Raw genomic sequence first — 25449 nt, forward strand, 5'->3', positions numbered from 1 at the left:
CCATCATTTCACGGCCCCGGCAGTGAGGCCGCGCACAAAATACCTGCCGCCGAACAGATAGATCAGCAAAGTGGGCAGGGCTGCGATGATCACCGCCGCGCTCTGCACGCCATGTTGCGGGATATCTGCGACCGCTGCAGACAGCGCGATGAGCGCGGCCGTCACGGGCTGCTGCTGGCCGGTCGTGAAGGTCACGCCATAGAGGAACTCGTTCCAGATATGGGTGAACTGCCAGATCACGGTGACGATCAGGATGGGGGCCGAAAGCGGCAGGATGATACGCCAGAAAATGCGGAAGAAGCCGGCGCCATCGATGCGCGCGGCCCGGATCAGCTCGTAGGGAATGGCGACATAATAGTTGCGGCAGAACAGCACTGTGAAGGAGAGGCCCTGGATCGTGTGAATCAGCACCAGACCCGACAGCGTGTTGATGAGCCCGATGTCGCGCAGCACGATGGTCCAGGGCAACAGGCGCATCTGCTGGGGCAGGAAGAGGCCGAGGGTGACGATGCCGTAGATCCAGTTGTCGCCGCGAAAACGCCAGAGCGACACGGCATAACCGGCGACGGCACCGAGCAGGGTCGAGAAGATCGTCGCCGGGATCGTGACGAGCGCGGAGTTCAGCATGTAAGGCCGGATGCCGGTGCAGGTCTCGGCGACGCAGAAACCGCTCCAGGCCAGGGCATAGTTGGCCCAGGCCCAGTGTTGCGGCCAGCCGATCATCGAACTCTGCGCGATTTCCTCATTGGTCCGGAGCGAGTTCAGCACCACGACGACCAGCGGCGCGAGGTAGGCGGCCGCGAACAATGTCACGGCGAGATAGATCAGAATGCGGCTTGGGACAAAGCTTCGCTCACGCATGGGCAGCCTGCCGTCGCCGGACATAACGCCAAGCTGCGTAGGGCAGCAGCACCGCGAGAAGGATCAGCAACATGAGGACCGCCGCGGCGGCACCCCGGCCCAGCTGGCTGCGTTGGAACATCAAATCGTAAACGACAAGCGCCGGCAGCTGGGTCGCGATTCCCGGCCCGCCATTGGTGAGCGCGCGGACGAGGTCGAACGCCGAGATCGCGAACTGCAGCTGGACAACGACGACGGTGATGGTGATCGGCCAGAGCGTCGGCAGAATGACACGCGTATAGGTTCGGAACGGTCCTGCACCATCGATCTGCGCAGCCCTGACGATGTCGGTGTCGACGGAGCGCAGGCCAGCCAGGAACAGCGCCATTGCGAAGCCCGAGGATTGCCAGATCGCAGCGATCACGATCGTCCAGATCGCCATGTCGCGGTTGACCAGCCAATCGAAGTGGAAGTTGGTCCAGCCGAGATCATGGACGAGCTTCTCGATCCCGATGCCGGGATTGAGCAGCCAGCTCCAGACCGTCCCGGTGACGACGAACGATACCGCCAGCGGGTACAGGAAGATGGTCCGCAGCACGTTCTCGCCGCGAATGCGCTGATCGAGCAGGATCGCGAGCAGGAGGCCGGTGACCAAGCTCAGCAGCACGAAAGCGATGCCGAACAGCAGCAGATTGTCGAAGGCGATCTGCCAGTTTCGCGACGCCAGGACGGCGTTGTAGTTGCGCAAACCCACCCAGCCCGTAACGGGAACAAGGGTGGACGGCGTGAATGAAATCCAGATCGTCCAGATCGAAAACGAAATGAGGTGCGCTGCGGACAACAGCAGCGGCACCCAGATCATCAGATATTCGGGCAGCCGGCGCACCATTTCGGTGGTCGCCGGCCGGCCCGTTGCTACCGCGGCGGCGTTGCTCAACGCGAGCCCTCGACGGCCTCGGTGAGGCGGGTGACGGCCTCCTCCGGCTTGATCGTCTTGTTCTTGGCATATTCGGTGAACACGTCGATCATCGCAGCGGTCAGGCCGTTCTCCTGCGCCATGTTGTGGGCGAGGCTCAGGACAGCCTGATTGTTGCCCATGGCATTCTTCAGCGCGGCCGCGGTTGTCCGTTGACCATCCGACCAGCCCTCACCGGACAGGTCGACATCGGTGCGTACCGGGATCGATCCCGTGATTTGCGAATACATGGTCTGGATCGCCGGATCCATCACGAGCTGGGCCATCAACATCTGGCCGGCCTGCAGATCAGCCTCCTTGCGCTGCCAGAAGATGAAGGCGTCGGCATTGAGCAGGAACACCGGCTTGCCGTTATCACTGGGACCAGGCGCGATGATGAAGTCGTCGAGCTTGAAGCCGGCGTTCTTCAGCACGCCCTGTGCCCAGCCGCCCATGATCAACATGCCCGAGTCGCCGTCGATGAAGCGCTTCAGATTGGTGGCATAGGGTTGGGCTCCGACATTGGGGTCCATCCACTCGGTGAGCTTGCGCATCTGCGCGAACGCAGCCTTGATCTCGGGAGCCTCCAGGGCCTTCTTGTCGAGATTCATGATGGCCGAGCGGTACACAGCGGGGCTGATGCCGGCGAGCGAGGCTTCGAATTTCTGCCCATCGTCGGCGCGGGTGCCGCCGTTGGCGACGGGAAAGGTCACCCCGTTCGCCTTCATCTTCTCGGCAAGAGCGTTGAAGTCGGCCCAGGTGACCGGCGGCTTGTCGGCCTTGGCCTTGTCCAGCGCGCGCTTGGAGAGGAACAGCATGTTGGTGCTGTAGATCTGCAGCGGCAGCGCAATCCACTTGCCCCCCGGCTTGTGCAATTTGGCAAGGTCGGGCGCGACGACCTTCTCGTAGCCGGCCGCCGCGACCACGGCGTCGAGATCGACGGTCGGAGCAATCTTGGACCAGGCCGCAATCTCGGGGCCCTTGAGCTGAGAGCAGGCCGGCGGATCACCGGCGATGATCTGCGCACGCAGCTTGTTCATCATCTCGGTGGTGAAGCCCGGGACCGGCGAGTGCTGCCAGACGCCGCCCTTTTCTTCGAACTTCTTGCCGAGCGCCGTGATGGCGGCGCCATCGCTGCCTGCGGACCATTGCGAGATTGCGGTCAGGCGCGGCTTGACCGCGCCTTGCGCGCGGGCAAAGGCCGGCAGCGCAAGCGCGGCAGCAGATCCAGCGAGCAGACGACGCCTTGTTGTTGTGATCGGCATGGCAAGTTTCTCCCGGTTGTGAGGTTCTTTGCGCTGTTTTGGCGCTGTTGTTGGCGTGCGCGAGCCGCACGCGGCCTAGCTCATGGTCAGGCGGCCTCCGTCGAGGCGGCGGGCATGCCGCCGGATCTCGCAAGGCAGAAGGCGGCAAAGGCCAACGCCGCCTGGGGATCATTGCCGGTCGATGGGGGCACGAAGGCGAGCGACACCTGCGCCAGTTTCCGGCCGCCGAGCAGGCAGGAGTCGATCCCGTCGATAACAGCCCTTCGTTCCTCTTCGGCGAGCAGCGATGGCCAGCCGCTGACGACAACGCCGCGGCATGGCTTCACGTTCAAGGTGTTGCCGATCGCAAGGCCCAGCCGGAACAGGCGATGGTGCAACTCCTGGCGCACCCGCGCGGTGAGGGGAATCGTCGTCACCCATTCACTGCCGAGCTGGAGCAATTCCGCTTCGGTTATGCGCAGCAGTTCGGCCAGCGCGGGCAGCGACGTGTAGGCCTCGACGCAGCCGTGATGTCCGCAGCGGCAACGCGGTCCATCGGTTCCGAACACCATGTGGCCGAGTTCGACCGGCTCGAGCGCGTCGTCCTCGCTCGGATCGTCCACCCAGGCACCGGCAACGCCCTGGCCGACGAACACGAACAGGTGTGGATCGCTGAACGGATAGCTGTCCGTGCGGCAACGTTGAAACGAGGCGTGCGCAACCACCGAATTGGTGAAGGTCACAGGAACGCCCGCGAACATCTCGCCGAACATGCCGCCGATCTGTCCGATGTCGCAGGGGATGATGGGATTGCCGAACTCACTCAGGCGACCAAGGCCCGGAATACTGACACCAACCTGTGCGAGCCTGATGCGCTGGCGCCGCGTCCAGTCGCGCAGCAAATTCAACGCTTCGCCGAACACCTGGCCGACGGTCTCGACGCTCGGCTTTCTCGGCAGCGGCACACGCTCGGTGTATTGCAGCGCGCCCGACAAACTGCCAACGCCGACGCTGAGCCATTGTCCGGTCAGTTCGAGGGCCCCAAGCGTCACCGCGGGATCGAGCGATACCAGACCCGTCGGGCCGCCGACATAAGGGGCAGGGCGCCTGACTTCCTCGATCAGGCCTTCGGCCTTCAGGTCAAACAAAATGCGCGACAGGCTCGCCTCGGACAGGCGCACGGCTTTCGCCAGCGGCGGCCGGAACGAGCCGCCGGACTGCAGCAAATGGGTCAAAATGGCAGCGCGTGTCTGCCGCCGACTTCTCGGCTGCTCCGGCATCTCCGTCCCCGGTCGTCATTCTTACTTAGTGTAAGAATGCGCCTGGAGACTTCCGACTGTCAAGCATTCGCCGGTGCAATGCATCGACTTGTTGTTGTGCGCGGCAGCAAACGAGCTGAGCGATGCGATCAGTTTCGTCGCGTCGGCAAACAAAAACGGCGCCATCGCGAGATGGCGCCGCTTCGAAAGTCGTGATGGCTGAACTTACTTCCGATCCTTGATCGCGACGTAGTCGCGACGGGTGACGCCGGTGTAGAGCTGGCGCGGACGGCCGATCTTCTGCTGCGGGTCCTCGATCATCTCGCTCCACTGGCTGATCCAGCCGACGGTGCGGGCGACCGCGAACAGCACGGTGAACATCGAGACCGGGAAGCCCATCGCCTTCAGCGTGATGCCCGAATAGAAATCGACGTTCGGGTAAAGCTTGCGGTCGATGAAGTACTGATCGTTCAGCGCGATCTTCTCGAGCTCGAGCGCCACCTTCAGCATCGGATCGTCGCCATGGCCGGTCTCCTTGAGCACGGCGTGACACATCTTCTGCATGATCTTGGCGCGCGGATCATAGTTCTTGTAGACGCGGTGGCCGAAGCCCATCAGGCGGACTTCGGAGTTCTTGTCCTTCACCTTGGCGATGAACTCGGGGATCTTGTCCACGGTGCCGATCTCGGCAAGCATCGCGAGCGCGGCTTCGTTGGCGCCGCCATGCGCCGGGCCCCACAGGCAGGCGATGCCGGCGGCAATGCAGGCGAACGGGTTGGCGCCGGAGGAGCCTGCGATACGCACCGTCGAGGTCGAGGCGTTCTGCTCGTGGTCGGCATGCAGGATGAAGATCTTGTCCAGCGCGTCAGCGAGCACCGGGTTGATCTTGTACTCCTCGCAGGGGACCGCGAAGCACATGTTGAGGAAGTTCTCGGCGAAGCCGAGCGAGTTCTTCGGATAAACGAAGGGCTGGCCGATGGTGTATTTGTAGGCCATCGCAGCCAGCGTCGGGATCTTCGCGATCATGCGCATGGAGGCGATCATGCGCTGCTTGGGATCGTTGATGTCGGTCGAGTCGTGATAGAACGCGGCGAGCGCGCCGACCGAGGCCACCATCACCGCCATCGGATGGGCGTCGCGGCGGAAGCCCTGGAAGAACCGGGCCATCTGCTCGTGCACCATCGTGTGATGGATCACGCGGTCATCGAAGTCCTTCTTCTGGGCCGCGGTTGGGAGTTCCCCGTAGAGCAGCAGATAGCAGGTCTCGAGGAAGTCGCCGTTCTCGGCGAGCTGCTCGATCGGATAGCCGCGGTATTCGAGCACGCCCGCGTCACCGTCGATATAGGTGATCTTGGACTGGCAGCTCGCGGTCGAGGTGAAGCCGGGATCGTAGGTGAACAGGCCGGATTGGCCGTACAGCTTGCCGATATCGATGACGTCAGGCCCGACGCTGCCGCTGTGGATCGGGAGATCGTAGTTCTTGTTTCCGACCGTCAGCGTGGCGGTCTTACTGCTCGATTTTGCGTCCATCAGAGGTCCCCGATGTAAGGTGAAACGGGCCGGACCGGGCGGCCCCGAAGACATGGTAGGGCAGGCCGGATATTCCAGAAGGTACGGCCAAGATGGGTATATTATTGCTGTGTGCGCTGCAAGATCATGGCAGGCATGGTCGACTTACGTCGTAGACTATTCCTTGGCCTATTCCTTGGCCTGGTCCTCGAGCCGGGCAAGGCTCTCCTGGCGTCCCAGCACGTCCAAAACCTCAAATATGCCAGGCGAGGTCGTCCGGCCGGTCAGCGCCGCCCGCAATGGCTGAGCAACGGCGCCGAGCTTGAGACTGTTTTCCTCGGCAAAGGCGCGTAGCGCAGCTTCCGTCGTGGCGCCGCTCCAGCTCTCGACATTCTCCAACGCGGAATGAAGCTGGCCGATCAGCTTGCGGTTTTCCGGCGTCAGCAGCGCGGCCGCCTTGGGGTCGAGCTGCAGCGGGCGATCGGCGAATATGAAATAGGCGCCGTCGATCAGCTCGAGCAGCGTCTTGGCGCGCTCCTTCAGGGCCGGCATCGCCTTGAGCAGCTGGGCGCGCGTGGTGTCGCTCAACTTGGCCTTGATCTCGTCGCGGGGAGGCACGACGTGGTCGAGCACGTCCTCGAGCATCTTCACGAGCGATTGATCGTCGGCGTGGCGGATGTAGTGGCCGTTGAGGTTTTCCAGCTTGGCGAAGTCGAAGCGGGCGGCGGCGCGACCGACATTGGCGAGGTCGAAGGCTGCGACCATCTCCTCGGTCGAGAAGATCTCCTGGTCGCCATGGCTCCAGCCCAGCCGGACGAGATAGTTGCGGAGCGCGGCCGGGAGGTATCCCATCGCGCGGTAAGCATCGACGCCGAGAGCGCCATGGCGCTTGGACAGCTTGGAGCCATCAGGACCGTGGATGAGGGGGATGTGGGACATGCTCGGCAGCGCCCAGCCCATCGCATCGTAGATCTGCTTCTGGCGTGCGGCGTTGATCAGATGGTCGTCGCCGCGGATGACGTGGGTGACGCCCATGTCGTGGTCGTCCACCACCACCGCGAGCATGTAGGTCGGATTGCCATCGCCGCGCAAAAGCACGAGGTCGTCGAGGTTCTCGTTCTGCCAGACCACGCGGCCCTGGACCTGGTCCTCGATCACGGTCTCGCCTGTCTGCGGCGCGCGCAGACGGATAGTCGGCTTGACGTCAGCAGGAGCGGTTGCCGGATCGCGGTCGCGCCACATACCGTCATAGAGCCGGGTTCGGCCCTCCGCGCGCGCCTTCTCGCGCATGGCGGCGAGCTCCTCGGCGGTCGCGTAGCAGCGGTAAGCCTTGCCGTCGGCGAGCAGTTGCTCGGCGACCTCGCGGTGACGGGCGGCGCGGCTGAATTGGTAGATGACGTCGCCATCCCAGCCGAGCTCGAGCCATTTCAGGCCGTCCAGAATCGCGCCGATCGCAGCCTCGGTGGAGCGCTCCCGGTCGGTGTCCTCGATCCGGAGCAGCATCTTGCCGCCGTGCTTCTTTGCATAGAGCCAGTTGAACAGCGCCGTTCGGGCGCCTCCGATGTGGAGGAAGCCGGTCGGAGAAGGCGCAAAGCGCGTGACGATCTGAGGTGCGGTCATTCGATAGCGAGTGAGAGGGGGCGAGCGTGGAGCGACCGTGTATCATAGGGATGGGAGATTTTGCCAATGCTAATCCAGGTCGTTCATAGCCACCCGGTTGCGGACAGCTACAACCATGCGCTGTTCCGCACCATCGTCGAGACGTTGCAGCGACGACATGAGGTCATCGCGACCGATCTCTACCGGGAGGATTTCTCCCCGGCCATGACCGAGGCGGAGCGACGCAGCTACTATCAGGCCGCCTATGCGGAACAAGCCGTGGCGCACCTCATAGGTCACGCGCGGCGCGCCGACGGCATCATCTTTTGCTTTCCGCATTGGTGGTTCTCGATGCCTGCCATGCTCAAGGGCTATTTCGACCGGGTCTGGGCGCCGGGAACGGCCTTTGCCCACGATTTGAAGGGCGGACGGATCAAGCCGCTGCTGACCAACATCCGCTTGTTCGGCGTGGTGACGAGCTATGGCTCCCCATGGTGGCTGACCCGGATCGTCATGCAAGACCCCGGCCGCAAAGTGCTCCTGCGCGCCCTTAAGCCGATGTGCGGAGCCGGCGTCCGCTCGTTCTATCTGGCGCACTACGACATGGATCGCTCCACGCCTGCTTCGAGGGCAGCCTTTATCGAGCGCGTGCGCGCGCGGATTGCCCAAATTTGACCGCCAGGCGGCATGGGGCTTGGCCTGGCGGCGCGAATTTGGCAGAAGGACCGCTGATTTCCCTACAGGATTTTAGGATGAGCACAGAACCGGTGGCGAGCGAAGGTGGGCGCGATTTCATTCGTGACATCATCCAGGCCGACCTCGATCAGGCCAAGTACAAGGAGATCGTGACCCGGTTCCCGCCGGAGCCGAACGGCTACCTGCATATTGGTCACGCCAAGTCGATCGCGCTCAATTTCGGCATCGCCCAGGAGTTTCAGGGCCGCTGCCATCTGCGCTTCGACGACACCAATCCGGTCAAGGAAGAGCAGGAATTCATCGATTCCATCCAGGCCGACGTACGCTGGCTCGGCTATGACTGGGGAAAGAACCTGTTCTTCGCCTCTGATTATTTCGACCGCCTGTACGAATGGGCGGAGCAACTGATCCGCGACGGCCTTGCCTATGTCGACGACCAGACCCAGGAAGAAATCCGGCTCTCGCGCGGCACGCTGACCGAGCCCGGCAAGAACTCGCCGTTCCGCGATCGCAGCGTGGACGAGAATCTCGACCTGTTCCGCCGGATGAAAGCGGGCGAATTCCCCAATGGCGCGCGCGTGCTGCGGGCCAAGATCGACATGTCCGCGGGCAACATCAATCTGCGCGACCCCGTGCTGTATCGGATCCTGCATGCGCATCATCCGCGCACCGGGACCAAGTGGAGCATCTACCCGAGCTACGACTACGCGCACGGCCAGTCGGATGCCATCGAAGGCATCACGCATTCGATCTGCACGCTGGAGTTCGAGGATCACCGGCCGCTCTATGACTGGTTCATCGAGAAGCTGCCGGTGCCGTCCAAGCCGCACCAGTACGAGTTCGCCCGGCTGAATCTGACCTACACGCTGCTGTCCAAGCGCGTGCTGACCCAGCTCGTCCGCGACGGCCATGTCGCAGGCTGGGACGATCCGCGCATGCCGACCATGGCGGGCATGCGCCGCCGCGGCGTGCCGCCGGCGGCCTTGCGCGAATTCGTCAAGCGCATCGGAGTTGCCAAGGCCAACAGCGTGGTCGACGTCGGCATGCTCGAGTTCTGCATCCGCGAGGAGCTGAACCGCACCGCGCAGCGGCGCATGGGCGTGCTGCGGCCCCTCAAGGTCGTGATCGAGAACTATCCGGAAGGGCAGAGCGAGGAGCTCGAGGCGATCAACCACCCGGACGATCCCGGTGCCGGCACGCGCAAGATCACGTTCGGCCGTGAGCTCTACATCGAGCAGGACGACTTCATGGAGAACCCACCCAAGAAGTTCTTCCGCCTGTCGCCCGGCAACGAGGTGCGGCTGCGCTACGCCTATTTCGTCAAGTGCACCGGTGTGATCAAGAACGACAAGGGCGAGGTGGTGGAGCTGCGCTGCACCTACGATCCCGCGACCAGGGGCGGCAACGCGCCCGACGGCCGCAAGGTCAAGGCGACCATGCACTGGTTGCCCGCGGCAAATTCGGTGCCTGCCGAGATCCGCATCTACAACCAGCTGTTTGCCAACCCGAGCCCGGATGCCTCGAACTTTGCGGCTGATCTCAATCCGCAGTCGCTGGAAATCCTGTCCGACGCACGGGTCGAAGCGTCGGTTGCGGAGAGCAATTCGGCCGAGCCGATGCAGTTCGAGCGCCAGGGCTATTTCGTGCGCGACAAGGATTCGACGCCGGGCAAGCCGGTGTTCTCGCGGACCATCGGGCTGCGCGATACCTTCGCGAAGGAAGTCGCCAAAGGCTGAAGCGAATGGCCGGAGACCACGTCAGTAACGAAGCCGACGCCATCGTTTCCGCCATCATCGCGAAATGGTGCGCCGGCTTCGCGGCGCTCGATGCCGCTGCGCTATCGTCGCTGTATTCGAGGAATGCGTTCTTCTTCGGCTCCAACCCGAAGCTTTATCGGGGCAGGGATGGCGTTGCCGACTACGCCAACGGCCTGCCTCGCTGGCGCAAACCCGGCGCGGCGTTCTCGGGCGTGCAGGCCGCGCACGCGGGACCGGACCTCATCAACATGGGCGCAACCGTCACGTTCGATCTTGCCGGTGAGCGCCCGGATCTCGTCGTCAAGATGAGCTGGGTCATCATCCGCGAGGATGGCGATTGGAAGATCGTCAATCATCATGCCTCGTCGAAGGCGCCGCTGATCTGAACGCACGGCATCGTCAATCCAACGGAAGCAACGAACGCCGTCCCGGTGCGTTGTGTGGGTCCAGAAGAGGATCCCACCATGCAGAACATCGCAGAGCATATGGAAGTCATCGGCGCCGATGGCGTCCACATCGGTACCGTCGACAAGGTCGAGGGCAACCGCATCAAGCTGACCAAGAAAGACAGCGGCGAGGGCAGCCACAAGGGTCACCACCACTATATCGACAAGGGCCTTGTTGCCGGCGTCGAGGGCAACAGGGTCCGGCTGTCGGCCAAGGCGGACGTCGCGGTGACGATGGAAGAGGAAAAGTAGGGCTCGGGCCGCTGCGTTCCTGATCCGTACCGCTTTTCTGCGGTCTGCACGTTCCGGTAGTCTCTGCGCCTGTCGCGTATCGCAGGGTTGCCAGGGAATGGCGGAGCCGGGCCGGCCACAGCGTGTCTCACAAGGCATCGCCGGAACCTGGCCGGCCGGCCGGACGGCGTCGGCCGGTGGGTTTGTGCCGGCGGGGTTTGGCGTCTGGCCCGCGATCGTTGGCAGGCTGCGCGAATGGGCCAAGGCTGAAGCTGGCGCCGGGCGGCTGTTCCCTTGGGTGCCGATCGCCTTCGGCTGCGGCATCGCGCTCTACTTCTCCGCCGATCAAGAGCCGGTGCTGTGGGTCACTGCCGCGACGGCGGCCGCGCTGATACTGGGCGCGATCCTGCTGCGGCGAAGCCGGTGGTTTGCGCCGGCGATCATGCTCGCGGCGGTCGCGGCCGGATTTGCTGCGGCGACGTGGAAGACGGCTCGCATCGCGCATACGGTGCTCGCAAAGCCGCTTTATTCGGTGTCGCTGTCGGGCTTCGTCGAAACCCGCGACATCCGCGAACGCACCGACCGTTTCGTGCTGCGCGTCACCGCGATGGATGCGCAGCGCAGCGATGTGAAGCTCGAGCGCGTGCGCCTCTCCGTGCGCAAGGGCACGGCGCCCGATGTTGGCAGTTTCGTGCAGTTGAAGGCGCGGCTGATGCCGCCGCTCGCGCCGTTACGGCCGGGCAGCTACGATTTCGCGCGCGACATGTTCTTTCAGGGCATAGGTGCCTCGGGCTTTGCGATGGGGGCGATCACCGCCGTGGCCCCGCCCGTCACAGGCGGATTGCAGTTACGATACGCAGCGATCATGCAGGGCCTGCGCGATGCGATCGATGCCCGCATCCGCGCAGTTCTCGACGGCGACAACCGCGCCATCGCGACCGCGCTGTTGACGGGCCGGCGCGACGCAATCACCACGCCCGTCAATGATGCAATGTTCATCTCAGGGCTTGGTCACGTCCTCTCGATTTCCGGCTACCACATGGCTGTCGTCGCCGGCGTCGTCTTCTTCACGGTCCGCGCGCTGCTCGCGCTGATCCCGGGACTGGCGGCGGGCTTTGCCATCAAGAAATGGTCGGCCGCCGCGGCACTGCTCGCGTCTGCATTCTATCTGCTGCTGTCGGGCGCCGAGGTCGCAACCCAACGATCGTTCTTCATGACGGCCGTGGTGCTGATCGCCGTCATCGTCGATCGTCGCGCGATCACGTTCCGCACCCTGGCGGTGGCGGCGCTGATCGTGCTCGCGGTCGCCCCGGAAGCGCTGGTTCATCCGAGCTTCCAGATGTCGTTCGCGGCGACGCTCGGGCTGGTGGCGCTGGTGCAGATCGGGATGCCGAACCTGTTCGCATCGCCGGATCATTCGACGACCGCGCGTATCGCGATGTGGGGCGGCCGCGAGATCGCGATGTTGTTCATGGCTTCGATGATCGCGGGGCTCGCGACGACGCCCTATGCCGCTTTCCATTTCCACCGCATCACGCCCTACGGTGTGCTCGCCAATCTCGGCGCGATGCCGGTGGTCTCGGCGCTGGTGATGCCGGCCGGATTGTTGGGATTGCTGGCGGCGCCGTTCGGGCTGGACGGCGTGTTCTGGTGGCTGATGGGGATCGGCATCGACTGGATGATCCTGGTCACGCGCTGGGTGACGGCATTGCCGGGCGCGATCGGTCACGTCGCCGCCTTCGGCACCGCGCCGCTCACCGCCGCCAGCCTGGGGCTCATCCTGATGGGCCTGTTGCGCACGCCGCTGCGCTGGTCGGGTGCGTGCGTGCTCGCGGCTGCGATCGTCTGGGGGCTGTCGGTCCGGCAACCCGATATCCTGATTGCCGCTGACGGTCAGACCATCGCGGCGCGAGGCAAAGACGGGCAACTGCATCTGATCAGGATGAAGAAGGACAATTTCCTGCTGAAGGAGTGGCTTGCGGCGGACGCCGACCCGCGCGATGCGGCCAGCGCCTCGCTTGGTGATGGCGTGTCATGCGACGATGCCGGCTGCGTGACGCCGCTTGCCGATGGCCGCATGGTCGCGCTGGCGCTGCGCATCGACGCGCTGGCCGATGATTGCAGCCGCGCCGCGCTTGTGGTGACGACAAGGCCAGCGCCCGCGGATTGCGCTGCGATGGTGGTTGATCGACCGCGCCTGACGAGCCAGGGCGCCCTGGCGCTGACCCGGCGCGGCGACGGCTTTGCGATCCAGTCGGTGAAGGCGAGGGGCACAAACCGCCCCTGGTCGCCGGCGGCGGCCGGCGAGGGAGATTTCGAGACCACCCTCGTGCCTCGGTCGGCGGCTCCGCGCGCCAAAGACGCGACACCGTCGGAAGCCGACCTGCAGGCCGAGGACTGATACCCGCTTCAGCCGATCGGCAGGCGCGGGGGCGTCGGGCGGCTGTCGGCGATGATCTGCGGCTTGCGCTCGCGCTCGCCGAGCGGCCGGGCCACCGGCAGTTGCAGCACTGTTGCGCGCTGGCCTTCGACGAGCTGGGTCACCAGCACGTATTTGCCGTCAGGGAATTCGATCGCGTCGTGATGACGATCGGGAATGTGCGGATCGACCTTGCCGAACTTGCCGACCCTCGAATTGATGGTGCGCGTCCAGATCCACCTGTTGTCGTAGCGAACGTTGTCGGCGAAGGCGAGCTCCGTTCCCGGCAGCAGGCAGACCGCGACCGACATGTCGGCTTCGGAGGCGAAGCCGCGCGTCGAAGTGCCGCGGAATGTTGTCGTGACGATCGTCTCGCCGACTTCTGCGGGACGTGTCGCGACGGCATGCAGGCTGTAGTCACACATCGGGTGCTCCTCATCGGAGATAGAGCACCCGCGCCTCTTCTGAGGCGCAGGCCTCTATCAGAGTGGAAGCCTGCGACTATATGCGATGTTGAGGGCAAATCTGCGGCTTGCGTCCGCAAGCCACCATCACAATATCTTTTTCGATTGCACGAGGAACAAAGCCTGCCCGCGTGCATTCTGCGAGCGTCAACGGCCGGCGGGCGCGGACCAGCCCGAATATTGCCAGGCCGGCTGCGACGGCGTTGCGCAATTGCAAAAGCGCGCTCGCCAAGCGGCAGCGCGACAAGTTCAGTACTTCCGGTAAAGCCCTATCAGCTTGCCCTGGATCTTGACCCGGTTGGGCGGCAGGATCCGGACCTCATAGGCGGCGTTTGCGGGCTCGAGCGCGATCGAGGCGCCACGGCGGCGGAAGCGCTTCAACGTCGCTTCCTCGTCATCGATCAGGGCCACCACGATATCGCCGGTATCGGCGCTCTCGTTGCGCTGGATCAGCGCCATGTCGCCGTCGAGGATGCCGGCCTCCACCATGGAATCGCCGCGCACTTCGAGCGCGTAGTGCTCGCCGGCGCCAAGCATGTCGGGCGGGACGCTGATGGTGTGGCTGCGGGTCTGCAAGGCCTCGATCGGCGTACCGGCCGCGATCCGGCCCATGACAGGCACCGCGACGGGACGCTCGCCCTCCTCAACGGGCGGGCTCGACGTCGTGCGCACCTTGCCGAGATTGCCCTCGATGACGCTCGGCGTAAAGCCGCGGCGGCTGCCGGCGGCGGCCTGCAGTTCGGGCAGCTTGATCACTTCGATCGCGCGGGCGCGGTTGGGCAGGCGGCGGATGAACCCGCGCTCCTCGAGCGCGGTGATCAGGCGGTGGATGCCCGACTTCGAGCGCAGATCGAGCGCGTCCTTCATCTCGTCGAAGGAGGGCGGCACGCCGCTTTCCTTCAGGCGCTCGCTGATGAACCGCAGGAGCTCGTATTGTTTGCGCGTTAACATCTCGACCAAAATCCCCCTGACGATGCGTTCGATTCCGAGACGCTGAACTCAGCTACAAGTCGCTGCGCACTCGAAACAAATCATGAACGGACACTATATGTTCGATACATGTTCCGCAACTGCTTAATTTACCGTGAACGCGGCAAAATTGGCGGAACGCACGCGAACGAAGCGCTCAAACGGGCAGTCGCAGCACCTCGCAAGGCGTGCCGGCTTCGGCCTTCGGCGCGAACGGCGCGCGCACGAGAAGTGCCTGTGCCGCAGCGAGATTCGCAAGCAGCGAGGAATCCTGGTGATCGACGGGAAGCGCGACGAGCGCGCCGTCGTCGCGCATCTGGAGGCGTGCGCGCAGATAATCCTCGCGCTGGTCGTTGGCGCCGACGTCGCGGCCAAGGATGGCGCGTTCGCGGCGATGGTGAATCACCGAACGGCCCGAGAGCGCGCGAATCAGCGGCACCAGAAACAGGAACCCGCAAACGTAGGATGACACGGGATTGCCGGGCAGGCCGATCACGCGCATCTGGCCGAGCTGCCCGTTCATCATCGGCTTGCCCGGCCGCATCGCGATCTTCCAGAACGCCATCGAGATACCTTCGTCCCGAAGCGCCTGCTGCACCAGATCGTGGTCGCCGACCGAGGCGCCGCCGGTGGTGATGAGGATATCGGCGCCGATCTCGCGCGCGCGGCGGATGCCGGATGTGGTGGCGGCAAGCGTGTCGGCGGCAACACCGAGGTCGACGGTATCAGCGCCTTCGCTGCGGGCGAGCGCATGGAGCGCGTAGCCGTTGGAATAGACGATCTGGCCGTGGCCGGGCGTGGTGCCCGGCATCACCAGCTCGTCGCCGGTTGCGAGAATTGCGACCTTCGGGCGGCGGTGGACGCTAAGCTGCGGGTGGTTCATGCCGGCGGCGAGCGCGAGGTCGCGCTCGGTCAGCCGCGCGCCCTTGCGCAACAGCACGTCTCCTTCCGAGAAGTCGATCCCGGCGGGACGGATGTGTCGCCCGGTGACGGCGGCTTCCTTGATCGTGATGCGCTTGCCATCCGCGATAGTGTCCTCCTGGATCACGACCGCATCTGCGCCGGCGGGAACAACGCCGCCGGTGAAGATCCGCACGGCTTCGCCGGCACCGACAATGCCTGCGAACGGCCGGCCGGCCGCAACCTCGCCGATGAGGGTGAGCTGGGCATCGACCTTGGCCGCATCGGCCGCGCGGACGGCATAGCCATCCATCGCCGACATCGCCTGCGGCGGCTGGGTCCGCCGCGCCGCGACGTCGCGCGCGAGCACCCGGTGGAAGGCTTGATCGAGCGCGATCGTTTCCTCAGCCAGCGGCTCCGCACCCGCGAGCACGGCAGCTAGCGCATCGGACACCGGCATGAGGGCCACGGCAGAACTCCAGCTTGGGCAACGCAAGGATCAGATTGCGGCAAGCGTTCTAGCCGAGTGTGCGCGCTGAGGCAAAATGGAGCGTGTGTGGATGTCAGTCCGCAGCAACGGCCGCACCAACTCGGCCTGGCGGCTGACGCCCGTCTTGTCGACATCTTTGACAGGTGGCTGTGCGCGGTTGGTCGGTGAGGCCGAGCTGCTCCGCCGTGGCCCTGCGGCGATCAGGCTCGGCCATCACGACCGCGTTATGGGATTTCCCTGCGACGAACTTCCCTGTTCAGCAACGTCAGGTGCTTTGGGACCCTGATCCCTGTCAGGCATTGGATCTGCCTGAGATTTCAGATCGGCCGCCTTGCTCATCAGCTTGGCGGAAAGCTCGGAATCCGAGGTGGTCTTGGCGAATTTGACCAGCAGAGAGGCCTGCTTGGTGAGGTAGGTTTTGCCCAACACGATTGCACGTTCCGTTCGTAGACTTCCCAACGGAAAGAAGAGTCCGGAAGGCGGTATTCCGTTCCCGGAACTGCGTACAAAAATGCACAGAGCGGTTTGGTTCCTCGCATTCGGGCGAAATTGTTCCGGAGTTTGCGGCCGGATCAGATCCCCAGCGCCTTCAGCGCGATGGCGACGTCGTTCGGCGAGGTGACATGCACCGCGGTCAGGCCGCGAGCACGCGCGCCTTCGACGTTCTCGGCGAGGTCGTCGAAGAACACAATGCGGTTTGCGGGCACGCCCATCGCGGCGACGACATGATCGAAGGCTTCGGCGTCCGGCTTGCGCAGGCCGATGCTGGACGACAGATAAAGCTCGCGGAAATGGCCGAGCAGGTCGGCATACTCCTTCGAGAAATAGTCCACGTGCGGGCGGTTGGTGTTGGAGAACGCATAGACCGGCAGCTGCTGCGCCGCGCGCGGCAACAGCTCCGCGATATCAGGCATCTTGCCCGCGAAAATCGCGTTCCATCCTTCCAGGAATTGCGCGTCCGAAATGCCGATGCCCAATGATGAACGCAGCGACTGGAAATAGTCCGCGTCGCTGATCTTGCCGATCTCGTGCAGCCGATAGGCCTCGTCGCGTACGTAGCGCGAGACGATGGCTTCGGGCTCGAGGCCTGCATGTCCCGCCCAGCAGGCGATCGCCTTGGAAAAATCGATGTCGAGCACGACGCGCCCGAGATCGAACAGAAGCGCATCGGCGCTGCCGGGAGAGAGCGAGGTCACTTGCGTCCTTTCAATCAATACCGATACGGCTCGTGGTCGAACAGGGGGAACGCGCTGAACACGCTCGGCGCATTGGTTGCGGTGGCCGGGTGCAGGCAGGATTTGTTGACCTCGGCGAACGAGGTGGCACCCAACAGACCGAGGCAGCGCAGCACTTCGTCCTCAAGCAGCTCCAGCATCCGCGTCACGCCGGCTTCGCCGTTGGCCGCCAGGGCCCAGCATTGCAGCCGGCCGATGCCGACAAGGTCGGCGCCCGCCGCGATCGCCTTGACGATGTCGGTGCCGCGGCAGATGCCGCCATCGACCATGATCTTGGCACGGCCCTTCACCGCGTCGACGATTTCAGGAAGCACATGCATGGCACCGCGGCCGTGATCGAGCTGGCGGCCGCCGTGGTTTGAGACGTAGATCCACTCGACGCCGTGATCGACCGCGATCTGCGCGTCCTCGGCGGTGGCGATGCCCTTGATGATGAGCGGGATCTTGAATTTGTCCTTGATCATCTTCACGGTCCGCCACTCCAGCCCCTTCTGGAAATCGCCGCCGGTGGCCCGCAGGCGGCTCTCGCGAACGTAGCGCTTGGCGATGTCGCGCTCACGACGGCTGTAATGAGCGGTGTCGACGGTCAGGCAGAAGGCGGCATAGCTTGCCTTTTCGGCGCGACTGACGACATCGGCAACGAACGCGTCATCACCGCGGACATAGAGCTGGTACATGCGCAGCGCATCGGGGGCGGCTTCGGCGGTCTTTTCCAGGCCCGGCTCGGAGACGGAGCTCAACATGTGCGATGCCCCGAACGTGCCGGCGGCACGGGCAACGCTCGCTGCGCCATGCGCGTCGAAGATCTCCAGCGCACCGACGGGAGCGAGCACCACAGGCAGGCGCATCTTGCGGCCGAACTGGGTGACCGAGCCGGTGACCTTGCGCACGTCACGCAGCACACGCGGGCGAAAAGCGATCTCGTCCAGCGCCATCCGGTTGCGGCGCATCGTGGTCTCGGTCTCGGCGGCGCCGACGATGTAGTCCCAGGCATTCTGGTTGAGGTTGGAACGCGCCTTCCGGAGGAATTCGTGCAGGTTCTGGAATGGCTCGTCGCTGGCACCAAGCTCGACGTTCCGTTCCGGCCGGAGTGCTTCGTTCATTGTTGTCCTCCCGAGAATTTGAAGCCTTATGTCATCGCGTATCCCGTCCGGGCCTCCAAAACCATCCTAAAATCGCATAGCTGCGAGGGGTGGCTCGGCCGGTCGATTCCCGTCTGGCGGGCGATTGTTTCGGAACGTTGCCAAAAGTTTAGGCCGGGGCGAAGGGATTTTTGCGGTATACAAGTGGGCGTGGCAGCCCGGCCTTGAAGAAACCTGAATGGTATTGTGAGAACCGAGCAGGATCGCCATTTGCGTGGCGTCCCGACCCAAGCGAAAAGGCCAACCATTCCATGCGGAAAACCCTGCTGTTCCCCCTGGGCGCGCTTACCGGAGCCTGCCTGACCCTCATCATATCTGGTCCACAGGGCGGACTATGGGCGGCACGGGCGGCGGCAGGCGCGGATGATGCGTATTCCCAGCTCAATCTGTTCGGGGAAGTATTCGAGCGGGTGAAGGCCAGCTATGTCGAGAAGCCCGACAATGCCAAGCTGATCGAAGGCGCGATCACGGGCATGGTGACCTCGCTCGATCCGCATTCGCGCTACATGAACGACAAGGCCTGGACCGAAATGCAGGAGACCACCTCCGGCGAGTTCGGCGGCCTCGGCATCGAGGTCACGATGGAAGAGGGCCTGGTCAAGGTCGTGTCGCCGATCGATGACACGCCGGCATCGAAGGCCGGCATCATGTCCGGCGACCTCATCAGCAAGATCGACGGCGAAAACGTGCAGGGCATGACGCTCGAGCAGGCCGTCAACAAGATGAAGGGGCCGGTCGACACCAAGACCAAGCTCACCATCGTGCGCAAGGGCGCCGACGCGCCGCTCGATGTCGCGATCACGCGCGAGATCATCCATGTCCGCCCGGTGCGCTTCCACGTCGAGAACGGCGACATCGGCTACATCCGCGTCACGTCCTTCAACGAGCAGACCACCGACGGCCTCAAGAAGGCGATCGCCTCGATCTCCAAGGACGTCCCGCAGGAGAAGCTCGTCGGCTATGTGATGGACCTGCGCAACAACCCCGGCGGCCTGCTCGACCAGGCGGTCTCGGTGTCGAGCGCGTTCCTGCAGCGCGGCGAGGTCGTCTCGACCCGTGGCCGCAATCCGGAAGAGACCCAGCGCTTCACCGCCCATGGCGGCGACCTCACCAAAGGCAAGCCTCTCGTGGTGCTCGTCAACGGCGGCTCGGCATCGGCTTCGGAGATCGTGGCCGGCGCGCTGCATGACCACAAGCGGGCGACGATCATCGGCACGCGTTCGTTCGGCAAGGGCTCGGTGCAGACCATCATTCCGCTCGGCGCCGGCAACGGCGCGCTGGCGCTGACAACGGCGCGCTACTACACCCCGTCGGGCCGTTCGATCCAGGCCCAGGGCATCGCGCCCGACATCGAGATCCTCCAGGACGTGCCGGCCGAGCTGAAGGGCCGCGTGGACACCATGGCGGAGTCGCAGATGCGCGGCCATTTGCAGGCCGCCGACGGCACCGAGCAGACCGGATCGCAGTCCTATGTCCCGCCGGAAGAGAAGGACGACAAGGCCCTGCACGCGGCTTACGACTTCCTCCACGGCGTCACCGTGAATGCGGCGGCGGCCAAGCCGGCGCCGAAGACGACGGTGCCGAACTAAATTCGTTCAAATCCTGAACGCATCGCCCGGGAGCGGATGGCCGCTCCCGGGCGAATTCGTCTTGACGGCAGTCTCAGCGCGCACGGGGCGTCTGTTGCCAGCGTCTCTAGCTCGCCTCGCGGCGGCGGCTTTGGTCGCCGCTGCGCTGGGCAAGGCGGCTGCGATGCAGCGCGAACAGCTCCACGACCTTGTTGGCCGGCTTTGCGGCGCTGAACAGATAGCCCTGCATCTCCGTGCAGCCGAGCGCGCGCAGCAGGCGCTGCTGTTCCTCGGTCTCGACGCCCTCGGCCGTCGTCGCCATGCGGCGGGCGGTGGCGAGGTTGACCACGGCCTGAACGATGCTGGCGGCACCATCGGGACCTGCGATGTCGCTGACGAAGCAACGGTCGATCTTGATCTTGTCGAACGGGAAGCGGTGCAGGTAGCTCAGCGAGGAGTAGCCGGTGCCGAAATCGTCGAGCGCGATGCGAACACCGATGGCGCGGAGCTGATGCAGGATTGCGAGCGCGGTCTCGTCGTCGCGGATCAGCACGGCCTCGGTGATCTCGAGCTCGAGCCGGCTTGCCGGCAGATTTGATGCGGCGAGCGCCGCCATGATCTTCAGCGCCAGCGTGCCGCTCTTGAACTGCACCGGCGAGACGTTGACGGCGAGGCGGATGTCGTCGGGCCAGGTAGCCGCGTCGCGGCAGGCGGTGGCCAGCACCCATTCGCCGATCTCGTTGATCAGCCCGGTATCTTCCGCGATCGGGATGAATTCGGCCGGCGAGACCATGCCGCGTTCGGGGTGGCGCCATCGCACCAGCGCCTCGCAGCCGGTAATGCTGTCGTCCTTCAAGCTGAGGCAGGGCTGGTAGTAGACCTCGAGCCCGCCTTGAGCGATGGCGTGGCGGAGATCGATTTCGAGCTGGCGCCGCTCGCGCACCTTGGCGTCCATGTCCGGCTCGAAGAAGCGATAGGTGCGGCGCCCGGCGGATTTGGCCGCATACATCGCCATGTCGGCGTTCTTCAGAATCTGGTCCAACGCGGTCCCGTGTCCCGGTGCCAGCGCGATGCCGATGCTGGCGTCGGCCGTGAGGTGGTGGCCCATACAGTCGAAGGGAGCCCGGATCGCCGCAAAGACCTGTGCGACGAGCTCGTTGACCTGGTCCCGTGAGGTCACGGCGCTCTGCACGATCGCGAATTCGTCGCCACCGAGCCGGGCGACGAAATCGGTCGGGCCGGCGCAGCGGCGCAGGCTCTGCGCCACGGACTTCAAGAGCTCGTCGCCGACGAGATGACCGAGCGCGTCGTTGACACCCTTGAATTCGTCGATGTCGATGTAGTGCACCGCGAGCTCTTCGCCATGGGCGATGGCGCGGAGCTCCTTGCGCAAATGTTCGTGGAACATGGCGCGGTTGGGCAGGTCGGTCAGCGCGTCGTAGTGGGCGAGGTGGGTGATGCGCTCCTCGATGCGACGGCGCTCGGTGATGTCCTCGTGGGTCGCGACCCAGCCGCCATCGTCGAGAGGCTCGTTGACGATCTGGATCGAGCGACCATCGCTGGTGTCGATCACCATGGAGTTGCGCATGTGGACGTCGCGCAGCACGCGCGCGACATGTTGGTCCACGTCACCCGAGTACGAGCCCGTAGCCTTGCGGTGCGCAATGATGTCGTGAAAACTGCAGCCGGGCTTCACGATCTCGGGCGACAAACCGTACATGTCGACGTAGCGCTGGTTGCAGATCACGAGCCGCTGCGAAGCGTCGAACAGCAGCAGGCCCTGGGTCATGTTGTTGATGGCGCGGTCGAGGCGCTGTTTCTCCAGCGTCAATCGCTCCCGGGACAGGCGGTGTTGCTCCAGCAGCTTGCGCACGATCGCGATCAGCACGCCCGCGATTGCCAGGGCAGACGCCCCGGCAACCGAAATCAGGATGCCGATCTGTTCGCGCCAGTCGGCCAGAGCCGCCGCCCGCGTGGTCGTCGCCATCATGATGATCGGGAAGTGGGGCAGGGCGTGCGCCGAAGTCAGACGGTCCTCCCCGTCGACGGGACTGACGAAGCGTCCGGCGAAGTGATCGAGCGTGAAAACCCGTTGCTGCTCGAACGAGCCGTTCCTGAAATTACGGCCCATCGATTCGCTGGAATGCGGAAAACGCGCCAGCATTGTGCCGTCCCGATGCAGCATCGAAATGGCGGCACCTTCGCCGAGCACGACGCTCTCGAAGAACTTCTCGAAATTGGCCGGCTCGATGCCGCGTCCGATCAGGCCCATGAACTCGCCGTGCGGTCCCATGATCTTGCGCACGATCAGGATGGTCCAGACGCCCGAGACGCGGCTGTGCACCGGTTCGATCAGCACATCGGGCGCCTGCGGATCGTATCGAAAGGTGCGATAATAGGCGCGGTCGGCGACGTTGACCTGCGGGACCGGCCAGGCGATCGATGAGTTGATCAGATTGCCTTCGGCGTCGATGACGTTGACGCCGCCCATGTAGGGCAGCGCATCGACCTTCGAGCGCAGCATTTGGTGCACGTCCTGGCCGGCGAGGCGCTTGCGGTAGTCCGCCGCGGTGGTAATTCCGCTCAAGCGGACGTGGTCGACGAAATCCCTCTGAATGACCGCGAAGTCCTGCAATTGCTGATCGAAATGATGGGCGAGCAGCAGTGCGGTGTTTTCCAGCTCGCGGCTTGCGTTGCGCAATGCGCGCTCGCGAAAATTCTGTGCCATCAGCACCGCGCCGACCGCGATCGCCGCGATCAGGAGCGTGCCGCCCACCACAAGCCAGCGGATCGGTCCGCTGCGCACGAGGGCCTGTTCAAGGAGCCGGCTGCCGTATCTTGCCATCATTGTCGTTCGTCGCCGCACACACGTCAGGGTCAGTTCTCGATCCCCATGACATCCGTCGGTTTACGGGGTCGATGTGGAGGCGGCGTTAGGAAGCGCGGTTAACGCGACCTAAACCGCAACGCACGAATGCGATCGATAGGCAGCGCGATAGGCGTGCAGGTTTTGCCCGGGACGGCCGCCGATGCCGGTCAATTCTTGCCGGTCGTGGCGGTATCAATCAACGCTTAACCATCTAACGTGTTGACCATCCTCGGCGCCGCAACGGCCCGCGACTTGCAACCGGATTTGCAACGACGCAGAGAGGACGCGATCTTGAAAAAGACTTTGAAGAAATTCTGGGCCGATCAATCCGGCGCGACCGCGATCGAATACGGCCTGATCGCCGCGGGCATCGCGCTCGCCATCATCACCGTGGTGAATGGCCTCGGCAGCAAGCTCAACACCAAGTTCGGATCGATCAGCGCGTCGCTGAAATAATTGCGGGATCAGACGCGGTAGTGGCCCGACTTGCCGCCCAGCTTTTCGATCAGGTGGATGCCCTCGATGCGCACGCCCCGCTCCACCGCCTTGATCATGTCGTAGATGGTGAGGCAGGCGACCGAGACCGCGGTCAGCGCCTCCATCTCGACGCCGGTCGGGCCGGTGACCTTCACGCTGGCGCGCACCACGCAGCCCGGCAGCTTCGCGTCGGGCTCGATCTCGACAACGACCTTCGAGAGCGCGAGCGGATGACAGAGCGGGATCAGTTCGGAGGTGCGCTTCGCCGCCATGATTCCGGCGATGCGTGCCGTACCGAGCACATCGCCTTTCTTGGCGTTGCCGGAGACGATCAGGTCGAGCGTCGCCTTCGCCATGACGACGCGGCCCTCGGCAACGGCAAGCCGCTCGGTCGCGGGCTTGGCCGAGACATCGACCATCCGCGCCTCGCCGGAGGCGCCGATATGGGTGAGGGCATGGCTCGCCGCCTTTGACGGCCTGGTGTTCGCGGGCTTGGGCGCCACATCCTTGCGCGCCGTTTCCTTGCGCGCCATGTCAGCGCGTGCCCGTTGCGCGGGCCTTGCTCTCGCGTGCGAGCAGCGTGCGCGTAGCGGCCGTGACGTCAGCCTGCCGCATCAGGCTTTCGCCGACCAGGAAGGTCGACATGCCGACGCGCTCGAGCCGGGCAAGATCGGCAGGCGTGAAGATGCCGCTCTCGCCGACCATCAGCCGGTCGCCGGGGATCAGCGGCGCCAACGTCTCGCTGGTCGCAAGCGTGGTCTCGAAGGTGCGCAGGTTCCGGTTGTTGACGCCGATCATCGGCGATCGCAGCTTCAACGCGCGATCGAGCTCGGCGCGATCGTGGATCTCGATCAGGACGTCCATGCCGCAGGCGATCGCGGCGTCTTCGAGGTCCCTGGCCGTCGCGTCATCGAGCGCTGCCATGATGATGAGGATGCAATCGGCACCGTGCGCGCGGGCCTCGACGACCTGGTAGGTGTCGAACAGAAAATCCTTGCGCAGAACGGGCAGTGAGGTCGCCGCGCGCGCTGCCACCATGAAATCGAGATGGCCCTGGAACGAAGGCGTGTCCGTCAGCACGGACAGGCAGGCCGCACCGCCCGCCTCATAGGCCCTGGCGAGATCAGGCGGATCGAAATCCGCGCGGATCAAACCCTTCGACGGCGAGGCCTTCTTCACCTCGGCGATCAACGCGTAGTCGCCATTGGCGTGCTTGGCCCGGATTGCGCGGACGAAGCCGCGTGGCGCGGCTTGCGCCCTGGCCTTCGCCTCGACCGCCGAGAGCGGCTGCGCGCGCTTGGCCGCCGCGATCTCCTCGCGCTTGTAGGCCTCGATCTTGGTCAGGATGTCGGACATGACAGGCTCAGCTGTTGGAGACCGCGATCAGATGCTTCAGCCGCGCGCTCGCGGCGCCGCTGTCGAGCGACTTTGCGCCGATCGCGACGCCTTCCTTCAGGTCCTTGGCGCGCCCGGCGACGACCAGGGCCGCCGCGGCGTTCATCAGCGCGACGTCGCGATAGGGGCTCGGCCTGCCGTCGAGCACGCCTTGCAGCGCGATCGCATTGGCATCGGCATCGCCGCCCTTGAGCGCGCCGGGTTCACAGCGCGACAGGCCGGCCTCCTCGGGAGTCACCTCGAAATTCCTGATCTCGCCGTTGTGGAGCGCGGACACGAAGGTCGGGCCGGTGAGGGTGATCTCGTCGAGGCCATCGGAGCCGTGCACCACCCAGGCAGATTCCGAGCCGAGGTTCTTCAGCACCTGCGCCAGCGGCTGCACCCATTGCCGGGAGAACACGCCGACCATCTGCCGCTTCACACCGGCCGGGTTGGACAAGGGGCCGAGCAGGTTGAAGATCGTGCGAGTGGCGAGCTCGACCCGGGTCGGGCCGACGTTCTTCATGGCCGGATGATGGGCCGGTGCGAACATGAAGCCGATGCCGCATTCGCGCACGCAGCGTCCGACCTGCTCGGGCTTGAGATCGATCTTGACGCCGAGCGAGGCCAGCACGTCCGCGGCGCCCGAACGCGACGACAGGGCGCGGTTGCCGTGCTTGGCGACGGGCAGCCCGGTGCCCGAGACGATGAACGAGGCGCAGGTCGAGACGTTGACCGAGCCGGAGCCGTCGCCGCCGGTGCCGACGATGTCGACGGCGTCCGCAGGCGCCTCGACCGTGAGCATCTTCGAGCGCATCGCCGTGACCGCGCCGGTAATCTCGTCCACGGTCTCGCCCCGGACCCTGAGCGCCATCAACAGGCCACCCATCTGCGAAGGCGTGGCCTCGCCGGACATCACCGCGTCGAACGCGGATGCGGCTTCGTCACGCGACAGGCTGGCGCCGGTCGCCACTTTTCCAATGATCGATTTCAGGTCGTCCATCGC

General features: G+C 64.6%; 23 protein-coding genes. 7 read left to right on the forward strand and 16 right to left on the reverse strand.

Annotated elements, in window-relative coordinates:
- Positions 1-3: 3 nt before the first annotated feature.
- From JQ621_RS00960 to gltX, 6 genes are all read right to left on the reverse strand, one after another.
- The gene (locus JQ621_RS00960; RefSeq protein ID WP_212232558.1) at positions 4-861 is read right to left on the reverse strand and encodes a carbohydrate ABC transporter permease; all 858 of its coding nucleotides are present in this window, start codon (positions 859-861) and stop codon (positions 4-6) included.
- Positions 854-1729 (reverse strand): carbohydrate ABC transporter permease, encoded by an 876-nt coding sequence (locus JQ621_RS00965; RefSeq protein WP_212233759.1) that lies wholly within the window; start codon positions 1727-1729, stop codon positions 854-856. The genes JQ621_RS00960 and JQ621_RS00965 overlap by 8 nt, the downstream gene beginning before the upstream one ends.
- A gap of 44 nt (positions 1730-1773) precedes the next feature.
- Positions 1774-3060, reverse strand: a complete 1287-nt coding sequence (locus JQ621_RS00970; RefSeq protein ID WP_212232559.1) for an ABC transporter substrate-binding protein — start codon at positions 3058-3060, stop codon at positions 1774-1776.
- 86 nt (positions 3061-3146) lie between these two features.
- Positions 3147-4319: an ROK family transcriptional regulator gene (locus JQ621_RS00975; RefSeq protein WP_212232560.1), complete on the reverse strand. Its 1173-nt coding sequence runs from the start codon at positions 4317-4319 to the stop codon at positions 3147-3149.
- A 204-nt stretch (positions 4320-4523) separates the two neighbouring features.
- Positions 4524-5828, reverse strand: coding sequence for a citrate synthase (gene gltA, locus JQ621_RS00980; protein ID WP_212232561.1), 1305 nt, complete (start codon positions 5826-5828; stop codon positions 4524-4526).
- A 168-nt stretch (positions 5829-5996) separates the two neighbouring features.
- A complete protein-coding gene (gltX, locus tag JQ621_RS00985; protein ID WP_212232562.1) occupies positions 5997-7427 on the reverse strand; it encodes a glutamate--tRNA ligase in 1431 nt (476 codons plus the stop codon).
- A gap of 66 nt (positions 7428-7493) precedes the next feature.
- Here gltX and JQ621_RS00990 point away from each other — a divergent pair, with 66 nt between their 5' ends.
- From JQ621_RS00990 to JQ621_RS01010, 5 genes are all read left to right on the forward strand, one after another.
- A complete protein-coding gene (locus tag JQ621_RS00990; RefSeq protein WP_212232563.1) occupies positions 7494-8081 on the forward strand; it encodes an NAD(P)H-dependent oxidoreductase in 588 nt (195 codons plus the stop codon).
- A 77-nt stretch (positions 8082-8158) separates the two neighbouring features.
- Positions 8159-9838 (forward strand): glutamine--tRNA ligase/YqeY domain fusion protein, encoded by a 1680-nt coding sequence (locus JQ621_RS00995; RefSeq protein WP_212232564.1) that lies wholly within the window; start codon positions 8159-8161, stop codon positions 9836-9838.
- A 5-nt stretch (positions 9839-9843) separates the two neighbouring features.
- Positions 9844-10245: a nuclear transport factor 2 family protein gene (locus JQ621_RS01000; RefSeq protein ID WP_212232565.1), complete on the forward strand. Its 402-nt coding sequence runs from the start codon at positions 9844-9846 to the stop codon at positions 10243-10245.
- 78 nt (positions 10246-10323) lie between these two features.
- A complete protein-coding gene (locus tag JQ621_RS01005) occupies positions 10324-10557 on the forward strand; it encodes a DUF2171 domain-containing protein (protein WP_212232566.1) in 234 nt (77 codons plus the stop codon).
- A gap of 97 nt (positions 10558-10654) precedes the next feature.
- Complete coding sequence (locus tag JQ621_RS01010) at positions 10655-12937, forward strand: ComEC/Rec2 family competence protein (RefSeq protein ID WP_212232567.1); 2283 nt, start codon at positions 10655-10657, stop codon at positions 12935-12937.
- Positions 12938-12945: 8 nt separating this feature from the next.
- On the opposite strand, the gene JQ621_RS01015 is transcribed toward JQ621_RS01010, so the two are convergent.
- The 6 genes from JQ621_RS01015 to JQ621_RS01040 all read right to left on the reverse strand — a co-directional run bounded on the left by JQ621_RS01015 (position 12946) and on the right by JQ621_RS01040 (position 18116).
- On the reverse strand, positions 12946-13380 hold the full coding sequence (locus JQ621_RS01015) for a hypothetical protein (RefSeq protein ID WP_212232568.1): 435 nt from the start codon (positions 13378-13380) through the stop codon (positions 12946-12948).
- A gap of 288 nt (positions 13381-13668) precedes the next feature.
- Complete coding sequence (gene lexA, locus JQ621_RS01020; RefSeq protein ID WP_212232569.1) at positions 13669-14370, reverse strand: transcriptional repressor LexA; 702 nt, start codon at positions 14368-14370, stop codon at positions 13669-13671.
- A 175-nt stretch (positions 14371-14545) separates the two neighbouring features.
- Positions 14546-15757, reverse strand: a complete 1212-nt coding sequence (locus tag JQ621_RS01025; protein WP_212232570.1) for a molybdopterin molybdotransferase MoeA — start codon at positions 15755-15757, stop codon at positions 14546-14548.
- A 234-nt stretch (positions 15758-15991) separates the two neighbouring features.
- A complete protein-coding gene (locus tag JQ621_RS01030; protein ID WP_212232571.1) occupies positions 15992-16207 on the reverse strand; it encodes a hypothetical protein in 216 nt (71 codons plus the stop codon).
- Positions 16208-16350: 143 nt separating this feature from the next.
- Positions 16351-16974: an HAD-IA family hydrolase gene (locus JQ621_RS01035; protein ID WP_212232572.1), complete on the reverse strand. Its 624-nt coding sequence runs from the start codon at positions 16972-16974 to the stop codon at positions 16351-16353.
- Between the two features lie 14 nt (positions 16975-16988).
- The gene (locus JQ621_RS01040; protein WP_212232573.1) at positions 16989-18116 is read right to left on the reverse strand and encodes an alpha-hydroxy acid oxidase; all 1128 of its coding nucleotides are present in this window, start codon (positions 18114-18116) and stop codon (positions 16989-16991) included.
- A 290-nt stretch (positions 18117-18406) separates the two neighbouring features.
- Here JQ621_RS01040 and JQ621_RS01045 point away from each other — a divergent pair, with 290 nt between their 5' ends.
- Complete coding sequence (locus JQ621_RS01045) at positions 18407-19744, forward strand: S41 family peptidase (RefSeq protein WP_212232574.1); 1338 nt, start codon at positions 18407-18409, stop codon at positions 19742-19744.
- Between the two features lie 106 nt (positions 19745-19850).
- Here the strand turns inward: JQ621_RS01045 and JQ621_RS01050 are convergent, their stop codons facing one another.
- Complete coding sequence (locus tag JQ621_RS01050; protein ID WP_212232575.1) at positions 19851-22571, reverse strand: bifunctional diguanylate cyclase/phosphodiesterase; 2721 nt, start codon at positions 22569-22571, stop codon at positions 19851-19853.
- A 312-nt stretch (positions 22572-22883) separates the two neighbouring features.
- Here JQ621_RS01050 and JQ621_RS01055 point away from each other — a divergent pair, with 312 nt between their 5' ends.
- Positions 22884-23048 (forward strand): Flp family type IVb pilin, encoded by a 165-nt coding sequence (locus JQ621_RS01055; protein WP_212232576.1) that lies wholly within the window; start codon positions 22884-22886, stop codon positions 23046-23048.
- Between the two features lie 8 nt (positions 23049-23056).
- Here the strand turns inward: JQ621_RS01055 and moaC are convergent, their stop codons facing one another.
- From moaC to trpD, 3 genes are read right to left on the reverse strand one after another with little or no spacing between them, the layout of a single operon-like run.
- Positions 23057-23572 (reverse strand): cyclic pyranopterin monophosphate synthase MoaC, encoded by a 516-nt coding sequence (gene moaC / locus JQ621_RS01060; protein ID WP_212233760.1) that lies wholly within the window; start codon positions 23570-23572, stop codon positions 23057-23059.
- A 31-nt stretch (positions 23573-23603) separates the two neighbouring features.
- Positions 23604-24425: an indole-3-glycerol phosphate synthase TrpC gene (gene trpC, locus JQ621_RS01065; RefSeq protein WP_212232577.1), complete on the reverse strand. Its 822-nt coding sequence runs from the start codon at positions 24423-24425 to the stop codon at positions 23604-23606.
- A 7-nt stretch (positions 24426-24432) separates the two neighbouring features.
- Positions 24433-25446, reverse strand: a complete 1014-nt coding sequence (trpD, locus tag JQ621_RS01070; protein ID WP_212232578.1) for an anthranilate phosphoribosyltransferase — start codon at positions 25444-25446, stop codon at positions 24433-24435.
- Positions 25447-25449 lie beyond the last annotated feature (3 nt).

The sequence above is a fragment of the Bradyrhizobium manausense genome, assembly GCF_018129685.1.
Taxonomy (GTDB): Bacteria; Pseudomonadota; Alphaproteobacteria; order Rhizobiales; family Xanthobacteraceae; genus Bradyrhizobium; species Bradyrhizobium manausense_D.